Source organism: Pseudoalteromonas sp. SG43-3, from assembly GCF_014164385.1.
Taxonomy (GTDB): Bacteria; Pseudomonadota; Gammaproteobacteria; order Enterobacterales; family Alteromonadaceae; genus Pseudoalteromonas; species Pseudoalteromonas distincta.
In genome coordinates, this window is sequence record NZ_JACJFC010000024.1 from 19,252 (window position 1) to 42,705 (window position 23,454).

19 protein-coding genes are annotated in these 23,454 nt (G+C 39.5%); 11 read left to right on the top strand and 8 right to left on the bottom strand.

The features are described from left to right. Positions 1-226: 226 nt before the first annotated feature. The 5 genes from mnmE to rpmH form a co-directional block, all read right to left on the bottom strand. Positions 227-1,591 (bottom strand): tRNA uridine-5-carboxymethylaminomethyl(34) synthesis GTPase MnmE, encoded by a 1,365-nt coding sequence (mnmE, locus tag H5157_RS17835; RefSeq protein WP_007584209.1) that lies wholly within the window; start codon positions 1,589-1,591, stop codon positions 227-229. Between the two features lie 134 nt (positions 1,592-1,725). Further along, the gene (gene yidC / locus H5157_RS17840; RefSeq protein ID WP_024597181.1) at positions 1,726-3,363 is read right to left on the bottom strand and encodes a membrane protein insertase YidC; all 1,638 of its coding nucleotides are present in this window, start codon (positions 3,361-3,363) and stop codon (positions 1,726-1,728) included. A gap of 8 nt (positions 3,364-3,371) precedes the next feature. Beyond that, positions 3,372-3,647: a membrane protein insertion efficiency factor YidD gene (yidD, locus tag H5157_RS17845; RefSeq protein ID WP_004335219.1), complete on the bottom strand. Its 276-nt coding sequence runs from the start codon at positions 3,645-3,647 to the stop codon at positions 3,372-3,374. A gap of 129 nt (positions 3,648-3,776) precedes the next feature. Continuing rightward, entirely contained in the window at positions 3,777-4,199 is a 423-nt protein-coding gene (gene rnpA, locus H5157_RS17850; RefSeq protein WP_004335217.1) for a ribonuclease P protein component, read from the bottom strand. 7 nt (positions 4,200-4,206) lie between these two features. Then, positions 4,207-4,341, bottom strand: coding sequence for a 50S ribosomal protein L34 (gene rpmH / locus H5157_RS17855; RefSeq protein ID WP_004335215.1), 135 nt, complete (start codon positions 4,339-4,341; stop codon positions 4,207-4,209). Positions 4,342-4,859: 518 nt separating this feature from the next. On the opposite strand from rpmH, the gene dnaA reads away from it, so the two are divergent. The 9 genes from dnaA (at position 4,860) to H5157_RS17900 (ending at position 15,836) form a co-directional block, all read left to right on the top strand. Further along, complete coding sequence (dnaA, locus tag H5157_RS17860) at positions 4,860-6,242, top strand: chromosomal replication initiator protein DnaA (RefSeq protein ID WP_004335207.1); 1,383 nt, start codon at positions 4,860-4,862, stop codon at positions 6,240-6,242. Between the two features lie 13 nt (positions 6,243-6,255). Next, complete coding sequence (gene dnaN / locus H5157_RS17865; RefSeq protein ID WP_004335206.1) at positions 6,256-7,359, top strand: DNA polymerase III subunit beta; 1,104 nt, start codon at positions 6,256-6,258, stop codon at positions 7,357-7,359. Between the two features lie 15 nt (positions 7,360-7,374). Beyond that, positions 7,375-8,469: a DNA replication/repair protein RecF gene (gene recF / locus H5157_RS17870; protein ID WP_182725190.1), complete on the top strand. Its 1,095-nt coding sequence runs from the start codon at positions 7,375-7,377 to the stop codon at positions 8,467-8,469. Positions 8,470-8,481: 12 nt separating this feature from the next. Further along, complete coding sequence (gene gyrB, locus H5157_RS17875) at positions 8,482-10,908, top strand: DNA topoisomerase (ATP-hydrolyzing) subunit B (RefSeq protein WP_024597183.1); 2,427 nt, start codon at positions 8,482-8,484, stop codon at positions 10,906-10,908. A 140-nt stretch (positions 10,909-11,048) separates the two neighbouring features. Then, positions 11,049-11,951, top strand: a complete 903-nt coding sequence (glyQ, locus tag H5157_RS17880; protein WP_004335201.1) for a glycine--tRNA ligase subunit alpha — start codon at positions 11,049-11,051, stop codon at positions 11,949-11,951. Position 11,952: 1 nt separating this feature from the next. Further along, entirely contained in the window at positions 11,953-14,022 is a 2,070-nt protein-coding gene (gene glyS / locus H5157_RS17885; RefSeq protein WP_024597184.1) for a glycine--tRNA ligase subunit beta, read from the top strand. 74 nt (positions 14,023-14,096) lie between these two features. Beyond that, positions 14,097-14,546, top strand: coding sequence for a hypothetical protein (locus H5157_RS17890; protein WP_182725191.1), 450 nt, complete (start codon positions 14,097-14,099; stop codon positions 14,544-14,546). 83 nt (positions 14,547-14,629) lie between these two features. Then, positions 14,630-14,995, top strand: coding sequence for a hypothetical protein (locus H5157_RS17895; RefSeq protein ID WP_182725192.1), 366 nt, complete (start codon positions 14,630-14,632; stop codon positions 14,993-14,995). A gap of 160 nt (positions 14,996-15,155) precedes the next feature. After that, positions 15,156-15,836: a hypothetical protein gene (locus tag H5157_RS17900; protein WP_182725193.1), complete on the top strand. Its 681-nt coding sequence runs from the start codon at positions 15,156-15,158 to the stop codon at positions 15,834-15,836. Here the strand turns inward: H5157_RS17900 and tusA are convergent, their stop codons facing one another. The 3 genes from tusA to fadB form a co-directional block, all read right to left on the bottom strand. Next, the gene (gene tusA / locus H5157_RS17905) at positions 15,837-16,076 is read right to left on the bottom strand and encodes a sulfurtransferase TusA (protein ID WP_004335190.1); all 240 of its coding nucleotides are present in this window, start codon (positions 16,074-16,076) and stop codon (positions 15,837-15,839) included. It abuts the gene before it with no gap. A gap of 292 nt (positions 16,077-16,368) precedes the next feature. Continuing rightward, a complete protein-coding gene (gene fadA, locus H5157_RS17910; RefSeq protein WP_024597185.1) occupies positions 16,369-17,538 on the bottom strand; it encodes an acetyl-CoA C-acyltransferase FadA in 1,170 nt (389 codons plus the stop codon). A gap of 4 nt (positions 17,539-17,542) precedes the next feature. Next, complete coding sequence (fadB, locus tag H5157_RS17915; RefSeq protein ID WP_138489862.1) at positions 17,543-19,702, bottom strand: fatty acid oxidation complex subunit alpha FadB; 2,160 nt, start codon at positions 19,700-19,702, stop codon at positions 17,543-17,545. Between the two features lie 192 nt (positions 19,703-19,894). Between fadB and H5157_RS17920 the strand changes: the two genes are divergently transcribed. Beyond that, a complete protein-coding gene (locus H5157_RS17920; RefSeq protein WP_182725194.1) occupies positions 19,895-21,781 on the top strand; it encodes a transglycosylase SLT domain-containing protein in 1,887 nt (628 codons plus the stop codon). A gap of 277 nt (positions 21,782-22,058) precedes the next feature. Further along, positions 22,059-23,381: a Xaa-Pro dipeptidase gene (gene pepQ / locus H5157_RS17925; protein WP_024597188.1), complete on the top strand. Its 1,323-nt coding sequence runs from the start codon at positions 22,059-22,061 to the stop codon at positions 23,379-23,381. The last annotated feature ends 73 nt before the right edge of the window (positions 23,382-23,454 follow it).

A 23,454-nucleotide genomic window follows, 5' to 3' on the forward strand; every position in this document is an offset into this window, starting at 1 on the left:
TTGACCTTAAAATGGGTGTTACTTGCGCTATTAATACCTTACTTAAAGGCTCTTTTCACTGTCTAATCTACATGATCTGGCTGGTAATAATTATCGCTTTGGGTATGATTTTATTGGCAGAACTGGCTGGGATTGACGGTATAAATACATATTTTATAGTTAATATTTTACATAAAAAAGAGCACCTAAGTGCTCTTATAATAAACATATATCTGTAATGAGGTGCTTATTTACCGATACAAAATGAGCTAAATATCTTGCCAAGTAAGTCGTCTGAGGTAAATTCACCGGTTATTTCGTTTAAATACTGCTGTGTTAAACGTAGTTCTTCAGCCAATATTTCACCAGCAATGTGCATTTCTAATTGTGTTTTACCTGTTTCTAAATGATACGCAGCACTCTCTAGTGCATCCAAATGACGACGGCGCGCCATAAAGCCACCCTCTGTTGCGCCTTGAAAGCCTATACAGGCTTTTAAATGCTCGCGAACAAGTTCAATACCGTCAGCATTTTTAGCACTTAAGCTGATGACCGGGTATTGTTGCTCTTGCTCCATTCCGACTATATCACCCGATAAATCAGCTTTATTTCTGATGACCGTAACCCCCATACCTTCTGGTAATTTGGCCATAAATTCAGGCCAAATTTTATGCGGGTCAGTATCTATAGTGTCAGTGCCATCAAGCATAAATAAAACGCGATCGGCTTGGTTTATTTCATCCCACGCCCGTTCAATACCTATTTGTTCTACGCGGTCAGGGCTCTCTCGTAGGCCTGCGGTATCTATAATATGCAGTGGCATACCATCTATATGTATATGCTCTCGTAGTACGTCGCGAGTGGTACCGGCTATTTCTGTTACGATTGCAGCTTCACGACCGGCTAGGGCGTTTAGTAGGCTTGATTTACCGGCATTTGGGCGACCAGCAATAACAACACGCATACCTTCGCGCATGATGCTGCCTTGTTTTGCTTGGTTGGTTACGGTATTAAGCTGGGTAATAATGGCGTCTAAGTCGCCTGATACCTTACCGTCTGATAAAAAATCAATTTCTTCATCAGGAAAATCTATTGCCGCTTCTACATACATACGTAAGTGAATTACTTTTTCTACAAGCGTTTCTATGTGTTTAGAAAATTCACCTTGGAGAGACTGTAGGGCGCTTTTGGCAGCTTGTTCGCTCGTAGCATTAATTAAGTCGGCGATGGCCTCTGCTTGTGTTAAATCAAGCTTGTCATTCATAAATGCGCGCTCAGAAAACTCACCAGGCTTTGCTAAACGAACGCCCTCTATTTTACTAATTTCTTTAAGTAGCATATCAAGTACTACAGGACCGCCGTGGCCTTGTAGTTCAAGTACGTCTTCGCCTGTAAATGAGTTAGGACCTGCAAAGTAAATGGCAATACCTTGATCAAGTTGCTCGCCAGCTAGGCTTTTAAATGGCACGTAATCGGCGTAGCGAACTTTAGGAATTTTACCTACTACTTTTTCGGCGACACTTTTAGCAAGGCTGCCTGAAACGCGAATAATACCAACACCACCACGTCCGGGGGCAGTTGCTTGTGCTGCAATTGTATCTTGATTGATCATGCTATTAATTTGCCAACGATGAGTAACTTTATGGCGGTATTGTAACCTATGAAATAAACACTCGCGAATACTCTGGTGAAAAACAGGCAATAAAAAAGGCGACCGAAGTCGCCTTTATATAAGTAGGAGCTTAGTTAGCCTCTTACTTTAATTCCTTTCTTTTCCATGCCACGGTAGATGATTAACATCTGGACAATAGAAATAAGGTTAGACACTAACCAGTAAAGAACTAAACCCGATGGGAACCATAAGAAGAATACAGAGAAGATAACCGGCATAAAGGTCATCATTTTTTGCTGCATTGGATCAGTTACCGTCATAGGCTGTAGTTTTTGCGTCACAAACATACTCGCACCAAATAAGATTGGTAATACGTAGTACGGGTCTTGTGCAGAAAGGTCTGTTAACCAAAAAATAAATTCAGCATGGCGAAGTTCAGTTGACTCTAAGAATACGTAGAACAAGGCTAAGAAAATTGGCATTTGTAGCAAAATAGGGAAACAGCCACCCATTGGGTTAACTTTTTCTTTTTTGTACATTTCCATAGTTGCTTGGCCGAACTTTTGACGGTCGTCACCAAACTTTTCTTTAAGAGCTGCCATTTTAGGCTGTAGGGCACGCATTTTTGCCATTGAAGTGTATTGCGCTTTAGTAAGTGGGTACATTAACGATTTAACGATAATAGTGATGGCAATAATTGCTACACCCCAGTTACCTAAAATGCTATGTAGCCATTTTAGCAATACAAATAAAGGTTGCGAAATAAACCATAACCAACCGTAATCTACAGTTAAGTCTAAGTCTGGGTGAATTGCTTCAAGAATATCTGACTCTTTCGGACCCATATAATAAGTAGCAGTTAGTGTTTGCTCACTACCAGCTTGAATATTTACAGCGGGATCTTTAGCACCAATAATAGCGGCATTACTTTTTGTAATTAAGCTATAAATTGTATTTGTTTGATCCTGCATTGGAACCCAAGCACTTACAAAGTAATGTTGTATAAATGCAACATAACCACCTTGCGTGTTTTTGTTTAGGTTTTTATCAGCCATATCTGAAAAACTATACTTTTCGTATGGTTCTTCGTCAGTACCGTATGCAGCACCTAAATAGTTTTGATCAACCATGCTACCTTTTTCTTGTACGGTACGCTTAATTTGCGTGTATAGCTGTACTTGAAGAGGTGCGCTGGTAGTGTTGTTAATTTTGTATTCTAAGCCTACGTCATACTGACCTTTTTTGAATACATATGTTTTAGTAAAACTAACACCATTACTATCAGTAAACTGAAGTGGAACGCGAAGCTCATCACCCGTTAAGGTATATGATTTTTGTTCGGTGCTATAAGTAGGGCGACCGTTAGCTGATGCGTCAGGGCCATTTAAGCCAATTAAGCCACTTTGTGAAAAGTATTGTTTGCCACTATCAAGCTGACCAAGAAGCATATAAGGTGTTTCACTTCCTTTAGTTTCTTCGTATTGAAGAAGGTCTGTTTCAACAATGTCACCGCCTTTGGTGTCAATTTTAACTTTAAAAACGTCAGTTGTGATTTCAATAACTGAACGTTTAGCTAAAGTTGCTGAAGCGGGTAAACCTGAATCTGACGATGAAGGAATATAATCATCCGACTCTGGTGAATTTGCTTGTAGTGTTTGTGTTGTGGCACTTGGATCGGCTTTAGGCTTGTTGTAATCATTATCCCATTCTTGGAACAATAAAAACGACACTAGCATTAGGCCAATTAATAAAAACGTGCGTTGCGATTCCATAACAGCTCTTATTTCTCGTGTTGGTGGTTAATATGGGTTAATTTTTCAGGTACGGGGTCGTCTCCACCTGAATGTAAAGGATGGCATTTTAATATGCGTTTTAAAGCTAACCAACTACCTTTTATAAATCCATGCAAATTAATTGCTTGAATTGCATAATGTGAGCAGCTTGGATTAAAACGACAATGCGGACCTAACAGCGGGCTAATCCACTTTTGATAACCGCGGATAAATAACACTAAACAAATCTTAGGAAAAGCAACAAGTGGTTTAATTAACCTCATGATGTTTATGCCCCTACTTAAGTTTAGTGAGATAGATATCATGTATTTAAAGACTCAATTAGAAATTTTAAATGCATGATTAAAAGGTGAGCTAAAGATACATTAATTAACCCTGCAATTCTATTGCAATTAGGTTTGTTTATTAGATTTAGCTGATTTGTTTGGGCGTTTCTTAAAAGGTGGCGGTTTAGGTGCACCTGGTTTACAGCGTTCGTTAATTTTTCGCCATAATTTAGTAAGTTGTTTGGTTAATTCTTCATTAGACTGTTCATCAATACCACTTTTCACCATAAGCACAATATCAATATTATCGATGCTGTGTTGATTTAAACGAAAACTTTCGCGAGCGAGACGTTTAATACGGTTTCGTTGGCATGCCTTTTTTACGCGTTTTTTAGCAACAGTAAGACCTAACCGAGGTTTTTCTTGGTCATTTGGTTTAGCTAATAGAGTAAAGAAAGGAGTTGCAGCCCGAGCGGGTTCATTAAATATGCGAGAGTAATGCGAGGGAGTTAACAGACGTAACTCCCTGCCAAAGCTAAAGTCTTCCACTTATAAATTAAGCAGAAAGAACTTTGCGGCCTTTAGCGCGGCGACGTGCTAATACTTTACGGCCATTTACAGTTGCCATGCGAGCACGGAAGCCGTGTGCACGTTTGCGTTTTAAAACGCTAGGTTGAAAAGTTCTTTTCATAACAATCTCATCCGATCGGTTAAAGTTAAAACATCCTATACAGGTCGCGATCCTGGCATAGGTGCCATTGCGAGCGCGAGATATTATAGAGTAAGTAACGTAAAGTCAATCATAATTACGTTCGCAGTATATAGCCTACTTATGGCCCATAAAGAGATCATGTAGAGCGATCTGATAGGATCATCATAAATAAGAAGTTTTCCACAGCCCCTGTATAAAAAGTGAATAAAAGCGGGGGAAAAGAAAATTGGATCGTAAATTTGGTTCGCGATCTTGGTGTTATTTTGTTATGATCTCCTCTTCGGATCTAAAATAAAAACTGTTTTAAATCAGGTTGTTAATGATTTTATACATCGATATCAACAATTTTATAAAAATCAATCTTTTACTTGTGGATAAAGTGCCTTCATAATACGCGGTCTTGGGTCGCTTATTGGACCATTTGAACGCAATAAATGTATGATTTATAATCATTAATGATGTGCGGGAATAAAAATTATATCTCTGGGAGTTTAACTGTGTATCTGTCGGTTTGGCAAAGTTGTTTATATGTATTGCAAGATGAGCTGCCTTCGCAGCAATTCAGTATGTGGGTAAGACCACTACAAGCAGAAAGTACCGAAGATACCTTGACGATTTATGCACCTAATCGCTTTGTGCTTGATTGGGTAAGAGAAAAGTACCTAAATAGAATTAACGAATTATTAGTAGAAATTTGTGGTGTTGAAGCACCAAAGCTACGTTTTGATGTAGGTAGTAAGCCTTTATTAAATGCACAAGCTGCACCGGTTATAGAAACACAATCAGCACCACAAGCTTCTACAAAACAACAGCCTCGTGAGCAAAAGCCTGTTGTTGAACCTGCACCTAAGTCAGGTTACAAATCTAACATTAAAGAAAACTATACCTTTGACAGCTTTGTTGAGGGTAAGTCAAACCAATTAGCAAAAGCAGCGGCCACTCAAGTTGCCGATAATCCTGGCTCTGCTTTTAACCCTGTATTTATTTACGGTGGTACTGGTTTAGGTAAAACTCACTTATTACATGCAGTAGGTAACGGCATTATGGCAAACAAGCCCGATGCTAAAATTGTTTACATGCATTCAGAACGCTTTGTTCAAGATATGGTAAAGGCACTGCAAAATAATGCGATAGAAGAATTTAAGCGTTATTACCGCAGTGTTGACGCATTAATGATTGATGATATTCAATTTTTTGCTAATAAAGAGCGTTCACAAGAAGAGTTTTTTCATACCTTTAATGCATTGCTTGAAGGCAACCAACAAATTATTTTAACCTCTGACCGTTATCCAAAAGAGATTGAAGGGGTCGAAGACCGTCTTAAATCACGTTTTGGTTGGGGATTAACAATCGCGATTGAGCCACCAGAGCTTGAAACTCGCGTTGCTATTTTGATGAAAAAAGCACAGCAAAGTAAGATTAACTTACCACATGAAGTTGCCTTTTTTATCGCCAAAAAATTACGTTCAAATGTACGTGAACTAGAAGGCGCACTTAACCGTGTAATCGCTAATGCTAATTTTACAGGTCGTCCAATTTCGATTGATTTTGTAAAAGAAGCACTACGCGATTTACTTGCCTTGCAAGATAAGCTAGTTACGATAGATAATATTCAGCGCACCGTTGCTGAGTACTACCGAATTCGAGTATCAGATCTATTGTCTAAGCGCCGCAGCCGCTCTATAGCAAGGCCACGCCAAGTTGCCATGGCATTATCTAAAGAATTAACTAATCACAGCTTACCTGAGATTGGTGACGCATTTGGTGGACGCGATCATACGACCGTATTACACGCATGTCGTAAGATAAAATCACTACGTGACGAAAGCCACGAAATTAAAGAAGATTACCAAAACTTAATAAGAACATTGTCATCTTAGGGCTGACTTTATTATGCAAATAACAATATCAAGACAACAATTTTTAAAGCCATTGGTGCAAGTGTCGGGTGCAATAGAGCGCAAACACACGCTACCAATCTTATCTAACGTTTTGTTAGTGGTAGAAAACGGACAACTTTCAATGACGGGTACTGACCTTGAAATTGAATTAGTTTCTGGCGTATTTGTAGGTGATGATATTGCCGATACAAAACTAACGTTACCCGCTAAAAAGTTACTCGATATTTGTAAAAGTCTACCAGACGGTTCAGACATTACTTTAAGCTTGCAAGAGCACCAATTACTTTTAACCAGTGGTAAAAGCCGTTTTTCATTAACGACTTTATCAGCTGATGATTTTCCTAATTTAGAGCAGTGGGATGGTGAGGTTGAATTTCAACTAACTCGTTTAGAGCTTCGTAAGTTACTTGAAAGCACACATTTTTCGATGGCGAATCAAGACGTACGTTATTACTTAAACGGTATGTCTTTTGAAGTAGATAATACAGACATAAAAACAGTAGCAACAGATGGTCACCGTTTAGCTATTGCACAAAAGCAATTAACGCAATCGCTTAACACTCAACGTCAATTAATTATACCTCGCAAAGGTGTGCAAGAAATTATGCGCCTTATGGTAGCTGACGACGAATTGGTAACAATTCAGTTTGGTGCTAACCATATCCGTATTATTGATATTGAGTTTACATTTACAAGTAAGCTAGTTGATGGACGCTTTCCTGATTACCGTCGTGTATTACCACGTGGTGGCGACAAAGTAATTACAGCTAACCGAGAATGGTTACGAAATGCGTTTCAACGAGTGTCTATTTTATCGAATGAAAAATTTCGTGGTGTACGCTTAAACCTATCAAACGGTTTATTAAAAATTACTGCCAATAACCCAGAGCAAGAACAAGCTGAAGAAGTTGTTGAAGTAAGTTACGAAGGCGCGGACCTAGAAATAGGATTCAACGTGTCTTACGTATTAGATGTACTAAACACATTAAAAACAGAAGACGTACTATTTACATTAGCCGACTCAAACAGCAGTGCATTAATTGAAGGTGCAGGCGATGAAGAAGCAATGTACGTTGTTATGCCTATGCGTTTATAAGACTATAAATACATAATGAGCTTAAGTCATTTGAGCCTCAAATATTTTCGTAATATTGAGGCGCTGACGCTAGAACCAGTCAACGGCGTTAATATAATTTATGGTGAAAATGGCAGCGGAAAAACCAGCCTTTTAGAGGCTATATATTACCTTTCTCATGGCAAATCTTTTCGTACTCCAAAACACAAAAGTATTATTACGCACCAGCAAGAGCAATTTGTAATTCACGGTCGTAAAACAATACACGATTTATCAATTCCAATTGGTATTAGTAAAACGCAAACGGGTGAGACCAATTTAAAAATTCAAGGTAAGGCGAGCCGTAAGATATCAGAACTCGCTCAACTTATGCCTGTACAAGTTATCACACCAGAGAGTTATTCTTTGTTTTTTGGTGGACCTAAAGAGCGCAGAAAGTTTTTAGATTTAGGTTTGTTCCACGTGGAACATGAGTTCTTTTTTTTGTGGCAATCATTTAATAAAGTACTTAAACAACGTAATGCATTATTAAAAACTAAGCCCAAGAATTATTTTGACCAAATTAAGTTTTGGGACAAAGAATTTGTTAGACTGGCTGAAGAAATAAATAAATTAAGATTGGCGTATATAAGTAGGTTTAAGCAGCAATTTTTTGATAAAATGTGTGCAGAATTGACGCTTGTACGTGATTTAGAAATGACCTTTAGCGCAGGCTGGAAAGAGACTGAATCTCTTGCAGATGCGTTAGAGCAAAACTTTGAGCGAGATGCTCGCCAAGGGTTTACAAGTAAAGGCCCTCATAAGGCCGATTTTAGTTTTAGTGTCGCTGGCAACAGTGTGGAGAATACATTCTCACGCGGTCAATTGAAGCTATTATTGTATGCGTTGAAAGTTACGCAAAATAGCTTAATTGAGTCAGAGACAGATAAGCAATCTATATTGCTAATAGATGATCTACCTTCAGAATTAGGCGAAGATACAAAAGAGAAAGTGGGACAATTACTTGCTCACTGTAGTTCTCAAATTTTTATCTCTTCAATTTTATCTGAAAGTATTTCTGCTGTGGTGGAACCCATGCAACGAGAACTACAAATGTTCCACGTGAAACATGGCAACCTAATAACAAGATAAGTGGGATTAACCATGTCTGAGAATTATGACTCGTCGAGTATTAAAGTACTTAAAGGATTAGACGCAGTAAGAAAGCGTCCTGGAATGTATATTGGGGACACCGATGATGGCACAGGCTTACACCACATGGTGTTTGAGGTCGTTGATAACTCGATCGATGAAGCCTTAGCAGGTCATTGTGATGATATTTATGTAACGATTCACTTAGACGGTTCTGTCTCAGTTCGAGATAACGGTCGTGGTATCCCAACTTCTATCCATGAAGAAGAAGGCGTATCTGCAGCCGAAGTTATTATGACGGTACTTCATGCCGGTGGTAAGTTTGATGATAACTCTTATAAAGTATCAGGTGGCTTACACGGTGTTGGTGTTTCTGTTGTAAATGCACTTTCAGAAAAACTAAAACTGACTGTTCGTCGTGAAGGAAAGCTTCATGAGCAGTTTTATACTATGGGTGTTCCAGATGCACCTTTAGCTGTAATTGGTGACTCGGAAACAACTGGTACAGAATTACGTTTTTGGCCAAGCGCTGAAACATTCACAAATTTAGATTTTCATTACGACATTTTAGCTAAGCGTTTACGCGAGCTTTCATTCCTAAACTCAGGTGTGAGCATCATCTTAAATGATGAGCGTGAAGAAAATAAATCTGACCACTTTAAATATGAAGGTGGTATTCAAGCTTTCGTAGAATACTTAAACCGTAATAAAACACCTATACATAAAGGTGTGTTCCATTTTACTCACGAACGTGAAGAAGATGGTATTAGTGTTGAAGTATCAATGCAGTGGAATGATGCATACCAAGAAAACATTTACTGTTTCACAAATAATATTCCACAACGTGATGGTGGTACTCACTTAGCCGGTTTTAGATCAGCGCTAACACGTACACTTAATAACTACATGGAAAAAGAAGGCTTTAACAAAAAAGCTAAAACAACCAGCAATGCTACCGGTGATGATGCCCGTGAAGGCTTAACGGCTGTTGTTAGTGTTAAAGTTCCTGATCCTAAGTTCTCATCACAAACTAAAGACAAGCTAGTATCAAGTGAAGTTAAATCTGCGGTTGAACAAGCAATGGCTGAAAAATTCACTGAGTTTTTACTAGAAAACCCAACTGATGCCAAAATTGTTGTAGGTAAGATTATTGATGCCTCACGTGCACGTGAAGCGGCGCGTAAAGCCCGTGAAATGACACGACGTAAAGGTGCAATGGACTTAGCAGGCTTACCAGGTAAGCTAGCTGATTGCCAAGAAAAAGACCCAGCACAATCTGAACTATATATAGTGGAAGGGGACTCTGCTGGCGGATCAGCCAAGCAGGGACGTAACCGTAAAAACCAAGCTATTCTTCCGCTTAAAGGTAAAATATTAAACGTAGAAAAAGCACGTTTTGATAAAATGCTATCTTCGCAAGAAGTAGCAACACTAATTACTGCATTAGGGTGTGGTATTGGTCGTGACGAATATAACCCTGAGAAATTACGTTATCACCGTATCATCATCATGACCGATGCGGACGTGGATGGTTCTCACATTCGTACGTTACTACTAACATTCTTCTATCGTCAAATGCCTGAAATTGTAGAACGCGGTTATATTTATATTGCTCAACCACCACTTTATAAAGTGAAAAAAGGTAAGCAAGAGCGTTATATTAAAGATGATCCAGCATTAGTAGAGTACTTAACGTCGCTTGCACTTAATAATGCTGCTTTATATCCAAGTGCAGATGCTTCTGCGCTAGAAGGTGAAGCGCTAGAGAAAGTCGTTCACGATTACCAAAATACAGTTAAAGTTATTGAGCGTTTAAAGCGTAAATATCCTAACACGGTAATGGAACGCTTAATCTACCAAACAGAGTTGAAAACTGATGACCTTTCTGACGAAGCTAAAGTAATTGCTTGGACAAAAGAGTTAGTTGATGACTTGATTGCACGTGATGAAGATGCAACTATTTTCCATGCAGGCACAGAGTTTGACGCTGAGCGTAATATGTATTACCCGGTTGTGAATATTCGTCAGCACGGTGTTGATAAAGCACATGTACTTCATTATGACTTTATTGCATCACGTGACTACCAACGCATTGCTGTGACTGGTACTAACATTGCAAACATCCTAAAAGAAGGTGCTTATATTCAACGTGGTGAGAAAACAAAACCTGTTGATAACTTTGTGGATGCTTTGGAATGGTTGATCACAGAATCTAAGCGCGGGATCTACATTCAACGCTATAAAGGACTGGGTGAAATGAACCCAAGCCAGCTTTGGGAAACGACAATGGATCCTAGTGCCCGTCGTATGTTACAAGTAACGATTGAAGATGCTGTTGGCGCGGATCAATTATTTGCCACCTTAATGGGTGATCAAGTAGAGCCTCGTAGAGAGTTTATCGAAACTAACGCTCTACGCGTAGTTAATCTAGACGTGTAAAAATATTACTTACACCGAAAAAGGAGCCTAATGGCTCCTTTTTTATTTTTTCAATTACACAAACTGCTTAAAACCTGAGTGTACACACGGTATACTAAGGGTAATTTTCACGCTACTTCTTAGATAGTAAAAAGCCAAATATGCAAAAATATGACGTAAAAACCTTTCAAGGTTTGATCCTGGCTTTACAGGATTATTGGGCGCAGCAAGGCTGTGTCATTATTCAACCACTTGATATGGAAGTGGGCGCCGGGACATTTCACCCGCAAACATTTTTAAAGTCTATTGGTCCAGAGCCAATGTCGAGCGCGTACGTTCAGCCTTGTCGTCGTCCTACGGATGGCCGCTATGGTGAAAACCCAAATCGCCTACAACATTACTACCAATTCCAAGTAGTTTTAAAGCCATCACCAGATAACATCCAAGAGCTTTACTTAGGCTCATTAGCGGCAATGGGTATCGATACCCTTACTCACGAAGTTCGCTTTGTAGAAGATAACTGGGAATCACCTACGCTAGGCGCATGGGGCTTGGGATGGGAAATTTGGTTAAACGGCATGGAAGTAACGCAGTTTACCTACTTTCAACAAGTGGGCGGCTTAGAGTGCTCACCAGTAACAGGCGAAATTACTTACGGCCTAGAGCGTTTAGCAATGTACATTCAAGGCGTAGATAGCATTTACGACCTAGTATGGGCTGACGGTCCACTAGGGCGCGTAACATACGGCGACGTGTTCCATCAAAATGAAGTAGAGCAATCTACTTATAATTTTGAACATGCAAACGTAGAAGACTTATTTGCACAGTTTGATAAGTGTGAAGCAGAAAGCCAAAAGTTAATTGAAGCTAACTTACCACTACCTGCATACGAGCAAGTAATGAAAGCATCGCACGCATTTAACTTACTAGACGCACGCCACGCAATTTCGGTAACCGAACGTCAGCGTTATATTTTACGCGTTCGTGCGTTATCAAAAGCGTGTGCACAAAGTTACTATGACAAACGTGAAGCGCTTGGTTTCCCGCTGTGTAAGGATAAGTAAAATGTCAGCACAAAATTTATTAGTAGAAATTGGCACTGAAGAGTTACCACCAAAAGCACTGCGTAAATTAGCAGAAGCCTTTGCTGCAAACTTAACTCAAGAGCTAGAAACATTAGAATTAGCACACCAAGGCGTAAGCTGGTATGCATCGCCTCGTCGTTTAGGTTTACAAGTAAAAGCGCTTGAAGCTAAACAACAAGACAAAGAAGTTGAAAAGCGTGGCCCAGCAACAAAGGCAGCGTTTGACAGCGAAGGTAACCCAACAAAAGCAGCAATGGGTTGGGCACGTGGTTGTGGTATTGAAGTAAAAGACGCACAAACACTTGAAACTGATAAAGGCGCTTGGTTATTGCACATTGCTAAAGTAGCAGGGCAAGAAACTAAAACCCTAATGACAGATGCAATCACAAAAGCATTAAGTAAATTACCAATCCCTAAACCAATGCGTTGGGGCGCGAATAAAACACAATTTATTCGCCCTGTGCATACAGTAACTATTTTATTTGGTGATGAGCTACTTGAAGGCGAAATTCTTGGTAAGCAAATAACTAACCAGCTTCAGGGTCATCGTTTTCATCACCCAGAAAAAATTAGCATTAACCATGCAGATGACGTTTTTGACGTACTTAAATCTGCTTACGTTATTGCTGATTACGAGCAACGTAAAGCGCAAATTCGAGCACAAATAGAAGAGGCTGCAAGCGCAGTTAACGCTGTTGTTGCAATGGATGAAGATTTACTAGAAGAAGTAACATCACTTGTAGAGTGGCCAGTTACTTTAACGGCAACATTTGAAGAAGCATTTTTAGATGTACCAGCCGAAGCGTTAATTTACACCATGAAAGACGATCAAAAATATTTCCCGTTATTAGATCAAAACGGCAAACTTTTAAATAAGTTTTTGTTTGTATCTAACATCGAAAGTAAAGATCCAAGTGTGGTTATTTCTGGTAACGAAAAAGTAGTGCGCCCGCGTTTAGCCGATGCACAGTTCTTCTTTGAAACAGATAAAAAGAAAACCCTAGAAAGCCGATTAGAGTCGCTTGATAGCGTATTGTTCCAAAAGCAACTTGGTACGCTTAAAGATAAGTCTGAGCGCATTAGTGAACTTGCAGGTTATATTGCTGAGCAATTAGGTGCTGATAAAGACCTAGCACAGCGTGCAGGCTTATTAAGTAAAACTGACCTAATGACTGAAATGGTTATGGAATTTACCGACGTGCAAGGTGTAATGGGAATGCATTACGCTCGCCACGATGGTGAAGCCGAAGATGTAGCCGTAGCGCAAAACGAGCAGTACATGCCACGCTTTGCAGGAGATAACTTACCAACAAACTTAATTAGCTGCGCAGTAGCGATTGCTGATAAGTTTGACACGCTGGTGGGTATTTTTGGTATAGGCCAAGCACCTAAAGGTGACAAAGACCCATTTGCTCTTCGTCGTGCTGCTATTGGTGCACTGCGCATCATGGTAGAAAAAGAACTACCACTTGATATTTTAGACCTAGTAGCTAAATCGCAAACATTGTTTGGCGATAAGTTAACTAACTTAAATGTATCAACTGACGTATTTGAGTTTATGCTAGGGCGCTTCCGTGCTTGGTATCAAGACGAAGGTATTGAAGTAGACGTAATTCAAGCAGTGCTTGCACGTCGTCCGACTAAACCTGTTGATTTTGACCGCCGTGTTAAAGCCGTAAGCCACTTCCGTACATTAGACGCAGCAGAAGCGCTTGCAGCAGCTAATAAGCGTGTAGGTAACATTCTGGCTAAAAACGATATTACCAGCCAAGGTAGTGTTGATGAGAGCTTATTAAGCGACGACGCCGAAAAAGTATTGGCATCACAAGTAGCAAAATTTGCCACTGACCTTGCACCACTTTACGCAGATGGAAACTACCAAGAAGCATTAAGCCAATTGGCGGGTATTCGTGAAAGTGTTGATAACTTTTTTGACAACGTAATGGTTATGGCCGACGATGAAGCTGTTAAGCAAAATCGTCTTGCGCTATTAAGCCAGTTAAGCGGATTGTTTTTAGGTATTGCAGATATTTCTGTTTTACAAAAATAACACCGATTAGCAATTTTAAAAGCCAGCGTTTTGCTGGCTTTTTAGTTTTCACTGTATGCAAAGGATACCCATTGATGATTTCTATGAAACGAATTTTAACCTTAGCAATTGCTGGTTTACTTACTGCCTGTACAAGCCAAATTTCGATTAACGATGTATTGCCACAGCAAGAGCTTGACCGCACAATTTACTTACGTGGCGACTTTACATTGTGGGATGCAGAACCCCAGTATCAGTTTGCGCCAGTTGGCCCTGCGCTTTATCAAGCACAAGTTAAATTTTCGACCCCAGGTAAAGTGTACGAATTTAAAATAGCCGATGCCGATTTTAGTGAAGGTTATAACTGTGGTTATAGCGACGCACAACCAGAGGGGCAAAGCCTAACACTCGGCCGGCCAGCTATCGCAGACTGTAATACTATTTATAACTACTTTAGTTTCACACCAGCAATAAAAGGCACGTACATAGTAAGTATTGAGTACAGTGACTACGATAAGCCACAAGTGACGATAACGAAGAAGTAAGTTCGCTACCTTTTTTTGTGTTTAAAGCTTTTTCGGAGACTATTATATTTTAGTATCGTAGTCTTATCTAAAAGGAATTTTTAATGATTAAATTGAAAGCGATAGAGCGAGAGAGCAAATCAGATATAGAGGCTTTGGTTTTAGATTGGGCTAAAAAAGCTACACCAATCTATGATGGAAAGTATAGTGGAAAAAATTTAAAAGTAGCTGCTAGTGTAATAGCTGCTTTTTATGACACGGATAAAGAAGTTCCATCGTATTGTTTATCGAATTTAATTGAGGATGTATTAATAGATTACATACATAAAAGGGTTCAATGTAGTTGCTTTGAACAATTAGATCAGGATATTAAAGATAAATTCGAAAATTTAGAAATTGGGATTATTAGTTATTGTTATTTAACAGCTATAAACATTCCGGAGGACTTTCCAATAGAGCGATACTGTTGAAGGGTATAAATTCAGTTTTGTTAATCTATATCCAGAAAAATTTAGAAGAATAGAAGGAGATGGCTATAAAAAAGTACTTATATATTTAGATGCAGGTTCACCTGATATAGCCTTCCATAAAGCACATCAATTCTTATTAACTAAAATAGCTATATGGAGTTTGTTATATACAAAAAATATTTTTAGCTTAGAAGATGAAAAATCTCTCAATCCTTTTGGGCTTGGTAAGTTACATACTTTGCATATTAAAAGTAGTGGTGAAGAAGTAAGAGAGTATATTGAACCAGACTTCGTTTCCAAGCCACCATGGTTAATTTCTTACTCAAATATTTCTAATAAAATTTTATCAGAAAGCATTATTTTAGAACGCAAATTGTATAAACTAAAATATGCGAAAAAAATAATTGACACTACTTGCAACTATCTAACAGCTGCTAATGGTTTTAATAACATGTACTTACTGAATGAACTTTGGACTGTTATTGAATTATTGAATAAAAAAGAGAAACCAAAAGGTGTGCCGAAAGAGGGTGTTGGTAAAAAAGGGGTTAAGGAAAAAAATACGGCAAAAAGTGCAATTTTAAGGTGCTGCAAAAGCATAAATCGAGATGAGGGATTGCTATTACACTCCGCGCGTATTATTAGAAATATTTCTACACACGATACTTATAAAAGCGATTATGCTAAATACATGTGCCAAGAGCTTTGCAAGGTGTTTTTAGATGTATTAATTTATCATAGTGATATAAGTAACGAGACTAGCTTTGATGAAGCGTTGCCGAAAGTAGAACAAGAGTATCGGAGTGACAAAAATAAGCAATTCATTAAAATAAGTCTGTAATTACAGCCCTTTCTTAACCACATATCTATACGGTGCTTCTTCTGCATCTTTAGCCACCAGCGTGTGATCCATAAACGTACAAAAGCTCGGAATATCGCGAGTGGTTGACGGGTCATCAGCAGTTATTAATAACGTTTCACCGTCATTCATTTTACGAATAGCAGCACGTACCATCATTACTGGCTCTGGGCAGCGAAGGCCTATGGCATCTAATTGGTGATCGGGATTATCAAAGCTCATAATAAATTGGCCTGTTTAATTAAAGTGATTGCTGTGTACGCGAGTGCTTAGGTATAGCAATTAATAAGTTTGGCAGTTTAACGCAATTTTATGTGTAATTTAACTATTTTACTTAATGCTTTTAGCAGTTTCAAAATGCTTTATTTAATAATACGCCCGATCACATAATTACGCTGTTACATGCTTGTTTGATAAAGGGACGTTTTATAAATTGAAGCTAATAAAAAAGGCGAACTGAATAAAATCAGTTCGCCTTTTTAATCACCAAGATGGTTTTACATGTTTAAACTAATTAGTCTTGAACACGTTCAAATACAGTTGCAATGCCTTGGCCTAAACCAATACACATAGTTGCTAAACCGTATCGTACATTTTTGTCTTCCATTAAGTGAATAAGCGATGTGCTAATACGCGAACCCGAACAACCCAGTGGGTGACCAAGTGCGATTGCGCCGCCATTTAAATTCACTTTTTCGTCAACAACATCCATTAACCCTAAATCTTTCATTACAGGTAATGATTGTGCTGCAAAGGCTTCATTAAGTTCTACTACGCCTAGGTCATCAATTGTAATACCGGCTTGAGCAAGTGCTTTTTTACTTGCTGGTACTGGGCCGTAACCCATAATTGATGGATCGCAACCAGCGACTGCCATTGCTTTAATGCGCGCACGAATTGGTAAACCAAGTTCTTTTGCTTTTTCTTCGCTCATTACTAACATTGCAGATGCGCCGTCAGAAAGTGCTGAAGAAGTACCGGCTGTTACCGTACCTGATGCAGGATTAAATACTGGGCGAAGCTTTGATAGACCTTCTACTGTTGTTTCTGGGCGAATTACTTCGTCGTCTTCAACTAAGATAAGCGAACCATCTGCATCGTGACCTTCCATTGCTAAAATTTCGCGACGGAAGCGGCCTTCAACAGTTGCAGCTTGTGCACGTTGATGTGAACGGTAAGCAAATTCATCTTGTTGCTCACGGCTAATGCCATGAAGCGTTGCAAGGTATTCTGCTGTTAAGCCCATAGAGCCAGACGCTTGTGCAATTGATGTTGCTAAGCCTGGGTGAAAGTCGTTGCCGTGAGTCATAGGTACGTGACCCATGTGCTCAACACCACCAATTAGGTAAGTGTCGCCAGCGCCTGTCATTATTGCGCGTGCTGCGTCATGCAATGCTTGCATAGAAGAGCCACATAAACGGTTAACCGTAACAGCAGGAACGCTGTGCGGAATACCGGCAAGCAATGATGCGTTACGTGCTACGTTAAAGCCTTGCTCTAATGTTTGCTGTACACAACCCCAATAAATATCGTCAATTGATGCTGGATCAACTGCAGGGTTGCGATCTAGTAAGCCTTTCATTAAATGTGCGCTTAAGTCTTCTGCACGTTTATGTTTGAATACACCACTTTTAGAGCGACCCATTGGTGTGCGGATACAATCTACAATTACTGGATTATTCATGATATTAACCTTCCACCTTATAGAAAACACGACCTTCTTCGGCCCACTTGCGAGTTTGTTCAGATACTTGGTAAATCGCACCTAGGTGAGCGTATTTGTCTGCTGCTGCAACAAAGTTAGCTAAACCAGTTTGATCTAAGTAACGGAACGCGCCGCCTCTAAATGGAGGGAAACCAACACCGTAAACTAATGCCATATCTGCTTCTTGCGGCGAGGCAACAATGCCTTCTTGCAAACACAGTAGCACTTCGTTAATCATTGGAATCATACAACGGTCGATGATTTCTTGTTTATCAAATTCTTTTGGTGCGTCTGTGATTGGGCTTAGTAGCTCAATTGCTGTCTCGTCATGAGACTTTTTAAGACGACCGCGACGATCTGTTTCGTATTTGTAAAAACCGGCTTTGTTCTTTTGTCCAAAACGTTTTTCGTTGGCAAAAATAGTCACAGGGTCTTTATCAGCACGCGCCATACGCTCAGGGAAACCGTCAGCCATTACGCCAGTACAATGGAACGCTGTATCAATACCTACAACATCAAGTAGGTAAGCCGGACCCATAGGCCAGCCAAATACGTTTTCCATTACTTTATCTACTTTTGCAAAGTTAGCGCCTTCAACCACTAATTTGCTAAAACCTGCAAAGTAAGGGAATAAAACACGGTTTACAAAAAAGCCTGGGCAATCGTTAACAACAATTGGCGATTTACCTAATTTAAGCGCGTAATCAACTACTGCATTAATTGTTTTATCTGAGGTTTTTGCACCACGGATAATTTCTACTAATGGCATTTTTGGCACAGGGTTGAAAAAGTGCATACCACAGAAGTTTTCTGGCTTATCTAGCGCTTGTGCTAGTAAATCAATACAAATAGTCGATGTATTTGAAGTAAGTACAGTGCCTTCTGGCATGTTCTTTTCAAGATCAGCGAGTACTGCTTGCTTAACTTTAGGGTTTTCTACAACGGCTTCAACAATGATGTTGGCACTTTGTAGGTCTGACTCGTTAAGTGTTGGTTTAATTTTGCTAAGTGTTGCCAACATTTTTTCCATTGGCATGTGGCCACGCTTAACTTTTGCACCTAACAATTTAGATGCTTCACCCATACCTAAATCAAGCGCATCTTGTTGGATGTCTTTCATTATAATAGGTGTGCCTTTGTAAGCAGACTGGTATGCAATACCGCCACCCATAATACCAGCACCTAATACAGCGGCTTGTTTAATTTCTACATCGCTGTGCTTAGCAAATTTACGTGCTTTACCTTTAATGTATTGATCAGCTAGGAATATACCAGTTTGTGCTGCTGCTTCTGGTGTACGTGCTAATTTAGCAAAGTTAGCGTTTTCGATTGCCATTGCCTCATCGCGAGTACAGTTTGCCGCTGCTTTAATAGTACGTACAGCCATAACCGGTGCAGGATAGTGGCCTTTGGTTTTACCCATTACCATACCTTCTGCCATAGCAAAGCTCATGCCTTGCTCAACACGGTTTAATTTAAGTGGCTGTAGTTTTACGTTGCGTTTTGCTTGCCAATCTAGCTTGCCAGCAATCGCCAGTTCAAGTGTTGATACACTTGACTCTAGAAGTTTGTCAGCACTAACTACCGCGTCAAACGCACCTACTTTAAGGGCATCTGCTGCGCGGTTTTCTGCGCCTGAGGTAATCCACATCATCGCGTTATCGGCGCCAATGATACGTGGTAAGCGCACTGTGCCACCAAACCCTGGCATTATGCCAAGTTTAACTTCTGGTAGGCCCATTTTAGCTGTTTCGCTTGCCACACGATAATCGGTAGCAAGTGCCCACTCACAACCACCGCCAAGTGCCATACCGTTTATAGCGCTTAGAGTTGGGAATGGTAAATCTTCAATTGCATCAAAAACGTCGGTTGCGTTTTTGATCCACACTACTAATTCTTCTTCAGGTTTAGTAAATGTAGGTAAAAATTCGAAGATATCGGCACCAATAATAAAGTGGTCTTTATCACTGGTAAAAATCATGCCTTTGATATCAGTATTGGCGGCTAATTCTTTTAATGCTGCTGCGCAATCTGAAAGAGTTTTTTGAGATAGTGTGTTTACAGAACCTGCAACACAAAACTTAAACTCGGCGATGTTTTCCTTCAGGAAGCTAACTTCAAAGGAATCGCTTTTATATAACATTATTATTCTCCCTAGTTGACGAACTAAGACTGGTACGATGAGTTTGCATTTCAATCAGTGTGCTTGCTTTAAATTAAAAATGCAACGAAAAATTTAACTCGGTTACAATCGACTGGTTAAAATATAGCTGGTTTGGTGCTAAGGTGGTTGAAAAGTTTTTATTCACAACTTTAATTTTTATTAAAGGACATTATGAAAAAATATTTACTAAGTGTTGCGGCAGCTGCATTCATTTTTCCTCTTCATTCTGCCGAGGCAAGTAACGATAACGATGCATTTTTAGATGCCGAAAAAAAAGTAAGGTACGGCAGTTACCAAGACTTTAAACAAGCGGTTAGTAACCTAAATCATCCGTTAAAACCTTATGTTGAAAAAACGTATTGGCAACGCCATCCGAGCATTAAACATCAGGCAGAAATAGAAGAATATTTAAATATATACCAGCATACGCCGCTTGAGTGGCCGGTCCGTAAAGCGTGGTTAGAGTATTTAAAAGATAACAACGAAAAGGCGGCGTATATCCGCAACTATCGTGAAACGTCTAATACGGAGCTTACTTGTACTTATTTAGATTTTCAGCTTGATTTAGGTGCGCCCGAAAAGGCAATTCTAAATCAGGTGACCGACTTATGGGCTGTAGGTAAATCGCAACCTAATGGTTGTGATAGTTTATTTTCTACGTGGCGTAAAAAAGGCTACATGAAAGAAGAAACGGTTTGGAAGCGTGTAACACTTGCTGCACAAGGCGGAACGCAAAGCTTATTACCTTACTTAAAAACTTTATTACCAAGTAAGGAGCGTTACTTAGCTGACTTATATTTAAAAGTGCGAAAAGATCCAAGCGCAGCCGCTGGATTATATAGATATAAAAACAAGTCGGCTAAAGAAGGGCAAATAGCTATTTATGGTGTTAAGCGTTTGGTTTGGCGCGATAAAGAGCTAGCTTTAAAAGCATGGGAAAAGCTAGAAAAAATATTTAAGTACAGCGATGAAGAAAAAGCGGATGTGTATTACACTTTTGCATTGTCACTTGCCTCTAGCGGGCATAAACAAGCGAGCTTTTGGCTAAATAAAGTGCCAAAAGAGCGACTAGACAGCAAGCTTATTCAGTGGCAACTGGGCAATATGCTCAAAACCCAAGATTGGGAAGGGATTGCTGCATTTTTTACAGGTAAAGAAAATTTAAGTCTTGGTCAGCAATATTGGTTAGCTTATAGCTATGCACAACGTGGCGAGCAACAAAAAGCAGACGACATTTGGAAAAAAGTAGCGGCTAATCGTGATTATTACGGCTTTTTAGCCGCAGCACGTTTGGGGTTGCCCGTTGATTTAAATAATCAGCCTTTAGCAGTCGATAAGGTACTTGTAGATAAAGTGAGTAATGCACCAGGCTTTAAGCGTGCAAAAGCACTTTATGATATTGAGCGCTTTACGTCGGCACGCCGTGAATGGAATTACCTAACGGATACCTCCAGCGATGAAGAAAAGCTGGCAGCATCACAGTTATCTACCGATTTAGGTTGGCACGACAGTACTATTTTTACTTTAGCAAAAATTAAAGCATGGGATAACGTAGAGCAACGTTTTCCGTTTGCGTTTCAAGATGTTTTTGAGCGCTACAGTAAACGTAGCAAGATAGATGTTGCTTGGAGTATTGCTATTGCAAGGCGCGAAAGCTCTTTTGCGCTAGATGCACGCTCACATGCTAATGCGCGTGGTTTAATGCAGTTATTACCTAGTACTGCTGAGTATGTAAATAAAGGCAGTGTGACAAGTAGTCGTTTATATCAACCTAAAACAAATATTAGGTTAGGTACGAGTTACTTACAGTACTTAAAAAAGAAAAACCATGGCAATGAAGTACTGGCTACGGCTTCTTATAATGCGGGTTATCACCGTATAAAGCGTTGGTTACCTGATGACGCTATTCCGGCTGAGTTATGGGTAGAGCTTATTCCGTATCGCGAAACCCGCGATTACGTAAAAAATGTATTTGCGTACAGGCAGGTTTACCATACAAGAATGGGCCGAGAAGGTAATGTATTAGCGCCGCTACTCGAAATGAAAATGGGCGGTTAGTAAACATAAGTTTAAAGTAGGGGGGATATCTAATGCGTTTAGATATCCCCTTTTTTGAGCGCTGAGGGTAATACCAATTTTATTAAAAACGTGATCATTCTAGCGTATTAAATAATTCAATAACTGCGTTAAAAATTATTTATATAGAACAACTATGTATCATAATTTTAGCCTTGTTATTAAGCTATTTTCTTATCGCTATAATAGATCATTAATTTAATGCAATTGGTATAAGTGATAGACTCATAGCAAGTTAAATTTAACAGATGGATTAACAATGGATAAATTAGCCGTTTTATACGCCGAACATATTGCAACACTGCAACAGCGTACTCGTACAATTTGTAATAGCGAAGGGTTAGAAGGATTAGTAATTCATTCAGGCCAAGCTAAGCGCCAGTTTTTAGATGATATGTATTATCCATTTAAAGTTAATCCACAGTTTAAAGCGTGGTTACCGGTTATTGACAATCCTCATTGCTGGATTGTGGTAAATGGCAGCGACAAACCAAAACTCATATTTTATCGTCCAGTAGATTTTTGGCATAAAGTACCAGACGAGCCTCGCGACTTTTGGGCTGAGTACTTTGATATAGAGCTACTACTTCAGCCTGATCAAGTAGAAAAGTTATTACCATACGATAAAGCTAAATATGCTTACATGGGTGAATACATTGAAGTAGCGCAAGCTCTTGGTTTTAGTATTATGAACCCTGAGCCTGTACTTAACTATTTTCATTACCACCGCGCTTATAAAACGCAGTACGAACTTGAATGTTTACGCAACGCTAACCGCATTGCAGTAGATGGGCATAAAGCTGCACGCGATACATTCTTTAATGGTGGTAGCGAGTTCGACATTCAGCAAGCGTACTTAATGGCGACACGTCAAAGCGAAAATGAAATGCCGTACGGCAACATTGTTGCGCTTAACGAAAACTGCGCTATTTTGCACTACACGCACTTTGATCCAAAAGTGCCACACACCCACAACTCATTTTTAATTGATGCCGGTGCAAACTTTAATGGTTACGCTGCTGATATTACTCGTACGTATGATTTTAAAAAGCAGGGTGAGTTTGCTGAGCTTGTGCAAGCGATGACTGTTCAACAAATCGAGTTAGGTAAAGGTTTAAAGCCGGGTATGCTTTATGGTGATTTACACGTTGAATGTCATAATCGTATCGCACAAATACTTAGTGACTTTAAAATTGTTAACCTACCCGCGGAGGAAATTGTTGAGCGTAAAATTACATCTACTTTCTTCCCGCATGGACTAGGACATCACCTAGGTTTACAAGTGCATGATATGGGCGGTTTTATGAGTGACGAAAAGGGCACACATCAACCATCGCCTGAAGGGCATCCGTTCTTGCGTTGTACTCGCCTGATCGAAAAAAACCAAGTGTTTACTATTGAGCCAGGTTTATACTTTATTGATTCACTGCTTGGTGATTTAGCGCAAACCGATAATAAGCAGTTTATTAACTGGGAAAAGGTAGAGTCATTTAAACCATTTGGCGGCATTCGTATTGAAGATAACATTATTGTTCACGAAGATAGCCTAGAGAATATGACGCGTAATTTAGAACTCGATTAATTTCTATAAAGACGAGTTAGCGAATAAACGTTAAAATATGCATATGAACGGGGCCTTTAGGCCCCATTTTTAA